The 6,071-nt window shown below is 72.4% G+C and carries 7 protein-coding genes and 1 pseudogene; 5 read left to right on the plus strand and 3 right to left on the minus strand.

All coding sequences use genetic code 11. From position 1 onward, the window contains the following. Nucleotides 1-500, plus strand: a 500-nt coding sequence (locus tag IH13_RS0132875; protein ID WP_158791452.1) for an NAD(P)H-dependent glycerol-3-phosphate dehydrogenase, incomplete at its 5' end; no start/stop codon positions are given. 70 nt (nt 501-570) lie between these two features. Beyond that, complete coding sequence (locus IH13_RS0132880; protein ID WP_031090235.1) at nt 571-1,776, plus strand: D-alanine--D-alanine ligase family protein; 1,206 nt, start codon at nt 571-573, stop codon at nt 1,774-1,776. A gap of 6 nt (nt 1,777-1,782) precedes the next feature. Here IH13_RS0132880 and IH13_RS0132885 read toward each other — a convergent pair whose 3' ends face one another. After that, a complete protein-coding gene (locus tag IH13_RS0132885) occupies nt 1,783-2,268 on the minus strand; it encodes a DUF3515 domain-containing protein (protein WP_031090237.1) in 486 nt (161 codons plus the stop codon). Between the two features lie 20 nt (nt 2,269-2,288). Next, the gene (locus IH13_RS0132890; protein ID WP_031090239.1) at nt 2,289-2,522 is read right to left on the minus strand and encodes an Lrp/AsnC family transcriptional regulator; all 234 of its coding nucleotides are present in this window, start codon (nt 2,520-2,522) and stop codon (nt 2,289-2,291) included. 320 nt (nt 2,523-2,842) lie between these two features. On the opposite strand from IH13_RS0132890, the gene IH13_RS0132895 reads away from it, so the two are divergent. After that, nucleotides 2,843-3,814, plus strand: coding sequence for a thiamine-phosphate kinase (locus IH13_RS0132895; protein ID WP_031090241.1), 972 nt, complete (start codon nt 2,843-2,845; stop codon nt 3,812-3,814). A 10-nt stretch (nt 3,815-3,824) separates the two neighbouring features. Further along, a pseudogene (thiD, locus tag IH13_RS39160) lies at nt 3,825-4,634 on the plus strand (bifunctional hydroxymethylpyrimidine kinase/phosphomethylpyrimidine kinase). A gap of 98 nt (nt 4,635-4,732) precedes the next feature. Here the strand turns inward: thiD and rpmB are convergent. Further along, nucleotides 4,733-4,918 carry a 50S ribosomal protein L28 gene (rpmB, locus tag IH13_RS0132905; RefSeq protein WP_003965989.1) on the minus strand — a complete coding sequence of 62 codons (186 nt, stop codon included), beginning with the start codon at nt 4,916-4,918 and terminating at the stop codon, nt 4,733-4,735. Between the two features lie 255 nt (nt 4,919-5,173). On the opposite strand from rpmB, the gene IH13_RS39165 reads away from it, so the two are divergent. Further along, a partial coding sequence (locus IH13_RS39165) for a DAK2 domain-containing protein (RefSeq protein ID WP_031090244.1) occupies nt 5,174-6,071 on the plus strand: 898 nt, incomplete at its 3' end.

A 6,071-nucleotide genomic window follows, 5' to 3' on the forward strand; every position in this document is an offset into this window, starting at 1 on the left:
GAGATGTGTATAAGAGACAGCCGTACACCAACACCGACGTCATCGGCTGCGAACTCGGCGGCGCCGTCAAGAACGTCATCGGACTCGCCGTGGGCATCGCCGACGGTATGGGCCTCGGAGACAACGCCAAGGGTTCCCTCATCACCCGCGGTCTCGCCGAGACCACCCGGCTGGGCCTGGCCATGGGCGCCGACCCGCTGACGTTCTCCGGACTGGCCGGTCTCGGGGACCTGGTGGCCACCTGCTCCTCGCCGCTCTCGCGCAACCACACCTTCGGCACCAACCTCGGCCGCGGGATGACGCTCCAGGAGACCGTCGCCGTCACCAAGCAGACCGCCGAGGGCGTCAAGTCCTGCCAGTCGGTGCTGGATCTGGCGCGCAGGCACGGGGTCGACATGCCGCTCACCGAGACGGTCGTCGGGATCGTCCACGAGGGCAAGCCCCCGCAGGTCGCGCTGAAGGAGCTGATGTCGCGCAGCGCCAAGCCCGAGCGGCGCTGAGCGCGCTCGTCGACGTCACGCGGGCCTGGTCCGCCGGAGAGGCCCTACCAGCAGGTACCCTCGACGCGATATGAGCAGCGAGAACCTCCCCCAGAGCCCTGAGAGCCCCGCCGGTGCCGGACAGAGCCCCGCGGGCTCCGGTCAGAGCTCCGCACGGCCCCGCAAGCCGCGCGTGGCCGTCGTGTTCGGCGGCCGGAGCTCCGAACACGGCATCTCGGTCGTCACGGCCGGCGCCGTGATGAGCGCCGTCGACCGGACCAAGTACGACGTCCTGCCGATCGGCATCACCCGGGACGGACGGTGGGCCCTCACGGTCGACGAACCGGCCCGGATGGCCATCACCGACCGGCAGGTCCCCGACGTGGAGCAGCTCGCCACGTCCGCGGGCGGGTCCGTGACGCTCTCCGTCGACCCCGGCAACCGCGACGTCCTCGTCGGCGAACCGGGCGCGGTGCCCACGCTGCTGGGCGAGGTCGACGTCGTCTTCCCCATGCTGCACGGCCCCTACGGCGAGGACGGCACCCTCCAGGGCCTCCTGGAGCTGTCCGGTGTGCCCTACGTCGGCGCCGGCGTCCTCGCCTCGGCGGTCGGCCAGGACAAGGAGTACATGAAGCGGGTGTTCACCTCCTTCGGGCTGCCGGTCGGTCCGTACGAGGTCGTCCGCCCCCGGGAGTGGGAGTCGGACCGTCCCGCCGCCCGCAAGCGCATCATGGAGTTCGCCGCCGAACACGGCTGGCCGCTCTTCGTCAAGCCCGCCCGCGGCGGCTCGTCCATGGGCATCACCAAGGTCGACGACGCCTCCGGACTCGACGAGGCGATCGAGGAGGCCCGCCGCCACGACCCCAAGTTCCTGGTGGAGTCGCTGCTGCGCGGCCGGGAGATCGAGTGCGGCGTCCTGGAGTTCGAGGACGGCCCGCGGGCCAGCGTGCCCGCCGAGATCCCGCCGGTGACCGCGCACGACTTCTACGACTTCGAGGCCAAGTACATCGACTCGGCGGCCGGCCTGGTGCCCGCGCCGCTCACCGCGGAGCAGACCGCCGAGGTGCGGCGGCTCGCCGTCGACGCCTTCGAGGCCGCCTCCTGCGAAGGCCTGGTGCGCGCCGACTTCTTCCTCACCGAGGACGGCACGTTCGTCATCAACGAGATCAACACCATGCCCGGCTTCACCCCGATCTCCATGTACCCGCGGATGTGGCAGGAGAGCGGTGTCAGCTACCCGGAGCTGGTGGACCGGCTGATCCAGGCGGCGCTGAACCGGTCCACCGGACTGCGCTGACCCGCGTCACAGACTCTCCGGGACCGTCCGCGCGACGGGACCGGCGAACTCCGAGAGCGGGGTGACGTCATGGGCGTACTCCGTCCCGAGCGCCACCTCCACATACGCCTTGCGGTAGGTGGTCGTGAACCGCGGACCGGCGTCATCGGGCTGCTCCAGCAGCCAGTTGACGCCGTCCGCGTCGATCCCCTTCGACTGGGCGTCGTCCATCTTCGCGGGCCGGGGTACGCCGCAGCGCAGTACGATCGCCCCGTCCCCCCAGCCGGCGGTCAGCACCGAGTCCGGTTCGGGATCGGTCCGTTCCAGGCCGTCGACGGTCTTCGGCAACTCCTTGTGCAGCGCCTCGCAGTACGCCGCCGCCTGGGACGACGGTGTGGGAACCGTGACCGGGGGCTGCCCGCCACCGGCGGAACAGCCCGCCGCGGCCAGGAAGGCCAGGGCGGCGGACGGGACGAGGCGTGCGGAACGGGACCGGCGGCGGATAGGCGTCACCGGACCAGCGTAGACGGGGGTCAGAGGTGCACGATGGGGCAGGTCAGGGTCCGGGTGATGCCTTCCACCTGCTGGACCTTGGCGACCACCATGCGGCCGAGCGCGTCGACCGTGTCGGACTGCGCGCGCACGATCACGTCGTAGGGACCTGTCACGTCCTCTGCCTGAATCACCCCCGGAAGTCTCGCGATGGTCTCGGCGACGGCCGACGCCTTGCCCACCTCGGTCTGGATGAGGATGTACGCCTGTACCACGGAACCTCCAAGGCGACCACGAGGATCATGTGGGGGAAAGGGACGCCACGTTATCGCGTCGCCGTGGGCCGCGGGGAGACCTGTGGGCCTGTCGGCACCCGGAGCGTTGCGTACGGACCACAGAAGTCGACGTGTCACTTGACGGTACCGACAGCAGCAAGGGCTCGCGACCGCAAGCCCGGCGGAGCGGAGGGGGGACAGCGGTGCCCGTACGTCCCGGAGCCGCCGGCACCCGCCGCCGGCCCGTCCAGGGCCCGGAACTCCGGCCGCCGCAGCAGCCCGGACAGACGTCCGGTGCGATAGATGAGAGGTGAGACTCGGTGAAGGGAACCGTGGGCGAGTTGGGGGAGTTCGGGCTCATCAGAGAGCTCACTTCCCGGCTCACCACCACTCCGGCGGTACGGCTGGGACCGGGCGACGACGCCGCGGTCGTGGCCGCTCCCGACCGCAGGGTCGTGGCCAGTACGGACATCCTGCTGGAGGGCCGGCACTTCCGCCGCGACTGGTCGACGGCGTACGACGTCGGCCGCAAGGCGGCCGCACAGAACCTCGCCGACATCGCGGCCATGGGCGCGGTGCCCACCGCGCTGCTCCTCGGCCTCGTCGTCCCCGCCGACCTCCCGGTCACCTGGGCCGCCGAACTGATGGACGGCCTGCGGGACGAGTGCCAGGTGGCCGGCGCGGCCGTGGTCGGCGGCGACGTCGTCGGCGGCGACACGATCACCGTCTCGATCACCGCGCTCGGCGACCTGCGCAACCACGAACCCGTCACCCGGTCCGGAGCGCGGCCCGGCGACGTGGTGGCCGTCACGGGCTGGCTCGGCTGGTCCGCCGCCGGATTCGCCGTGCTCTCCCGCGGCTTCCGTTCCCCGCGCGCCTTCGTGGAGGCCCACCGCCGCCCCGAACCGCCGTACCACGCGGGCCCCGCGGCGGCGGGACTCGGCGCCACCGCCATGACCGACGTCAGCGACGGACTCGTCGCCGACCTCGGCCACATCGCCGAGGCCAGCCAGGTCCGGATCGATCTGCGCTCCGGCCTCATCGACATCCCCTCGCAGATGTCCGACATCGGCCAGGCCGTCGGCGTCGACCCGCTCCAGTGGGTGCTCGCCGGGGGAGAGGACCACGCGATCGTGGCGACGTTCCCCGCCGAGGTGAAGCTCCCGGCCCGCTGGAAGGTGATCGGCGAGGTCCTCAACCCCTCGGCGCTGCCCCAGGTCACGGTCGACGGGGCGCCCTGGACCAGCAAGGGCGGCTGGGACCATTTCGGGTCCATCGAGGACGCCCAGTAGATTCCGGTCCATGACCGTATCGACAGCTGTACCGCCCCGCGTGCTCACCGTCGCCGGATCGGACTCCGGCGGCGGTGCCGGCATCCAGGCCGACCTGAAGACGATGCTGGCCCTGGGCGCGCACGGCATGAGCGTGCTGACCGCGGTGACCGCGCAGAACTCGCTGGGCGTACAGGGCGCCTGGGAGCTTCCCGCCGAGGCCGTGCGGGCCCAGTACCGCAGTGTGGTGGACGACATAGGCGTCCAGGCCGTGAAGACCGGCATGCTGTCCTCGGCCGCCCTCGTGGAGACCGTCGCCGCACTCCTCGCGGAGACCGGAGCCCCCGTGGTCGTGGACCCGGTCGGCGTCTCCAAGCACGGGGACGCGCTGCTCGCCGCCGAGGCGCTCGACTCCGTGCGTACGAAGCTGCTGCCCGTCGCCACGGTGGCCACCCCGAACCTCGACGAGGTGACCCAGCTCACCGGCCTCACCGTCACCGACGAGGCGGGCATGCGGAAGGCCGCCGACCGGATCCTCGCCCACGGGCCGCGCTGGGTCGTCGTCAAGGGCGGCCATCTCCCCGGCGAGGCCGTGGACCTGCTCACGGACGGCAGCGAGGAACACTGACTGCGCGCCCCCCGCCACGACAACCGCCACACGCACGGCACGGGCTGCACCCTCGCCTCCGCCATCGCCTGCCTGCTCGCCAGGGGAGAGGACGTGCCGGGCGCCGTGCGGGGCGCGAAGGCCTACGTCACCGGTGCGATCCGCACCGGCTTCGCGCTGGGCGGAGGCATCGGCCCCGTGCGCCACGGCTGGGCGCTGGGCACCGCCGGGTGACCCGCCCGTCCTGCTCCCGGAGCAGGACAGCAAAAAGCCGGTCCACCGAGGTGGACCGGCTTTTCGGGCAACCGGAAGGCTGCGCTACGACGGGAACGTCAGCGCGCGACCTTGCCGGCCTTGATGCACGAGGTGCAGACGTTGAGCCGCTTCGGCGTCCGACCGACCACGGCACGCACGCGCTGGATGTTGGGATTCCAGCGACGGGACGTACGGCGGTGCGAGTGCGAAATGCTGTTGCCGAAGCTCGGCCCCTTGCCGCAAACGTCGCAGTTGGCAGCCACGGGTCACTCCAAAACTTCAGATGCACGTACAGTGAATTCCGGCGCGCCGGAATCATTTTACTGAAGTGGCGGTACCGGGGGAATGTCCCGACTCGCGTCGGGCAACCGAAGCAGCATACCCCGCCTGCTTCGGAGATACGAAACTACCACGGCTCGCAGCGGCCTCGGTCCGCACCTGTCCCCGACCGGGACCGGGCCCTGGGACTAATCTGCGGTGCAGCCCAGCCCCCCACGGCCGCTTCAAGGAGGACCCCGGTGCCGCAGCCCCCCGACGCCCTGGACGCCGTCGCGGTGCGCACCTGGTGCTCGCTGGCCCTGGAGGCACTGGGCCGCGAGCGCGAGGCGATCGACGCCATCAACGTGTACCCCGTGGCCGACGGGGACACCGGGACCAACCTCTACCTGACCGTGGAATCCGCGGCGGCGGCCGTCGAAGCCGTCTTCGCCGCCCATGAGACCGGCACCACCGCCCCCGCCCTCGCCGACGTCGTACGCGCCATGGCGCACGGCGCGCTGATCGGCGCCCGGGGGAACTCCGGCACGATCCTGGCCCAGTTGCTGCGCGGCACGGCCGGCGTCCTGGCCGAGGCGGGTGACGCGGATCACCTGCGCCGGGCGCTGTCCGAGGCCGCGGCCTCGGCCCGGCTGGCCGTCGGCCACCCCGTGGAGGGCACCGTCCTGACCGTCGCCTCCGCGGCGGCCGAGGCCGCCGCGGCGACGGCTCCGGCCACGGAGCTCACGGCCGTGGCCGACGCGGCGTACGAAGGGGCCCGCGGCGCGCTGGCGCACACCCCCGAGCGGCTCGCCGTCCTCGGCCGGGCGGGAGTCGTGGACGCGGGCGGCCAGGGACTGGTGGCGGTCCTCGGCGCCCTGCTGGAGGCGGTCGGTGGGCGGGTCCCGGCCGGCCCCGTACCGGGCGTCCCCGCCGGCCCCCCGCTCACCGGCACGTGCGCGGACGCGGACCCGGCGGGCGGCCCCGCCTTCGAGGTGATCTACCTGCTGGAGGCCACCGACGACGCCGTCGGCCGCCTCCGCACCCGGCTGGACGCGCTCGGTGACTGCCTGGTGGTGGTCGGCGGCGACGGGCTCTGGAACGTCCACGTCCACGTGGACGACGCCGGGGCGGCCGTGGAGGCCGGCGTCGAGGCGGGCC

The organism is Streptomyces sp. NRRL WC-3549 (assembly GCF_000721935.1).
In the GTDB taxonomy this organism is placed as follows: domain Bacteria; phylum Actinomycetota; class Actinomycetes; order Streptomycetales; family Streptomycetaceae; genus Streptomyces.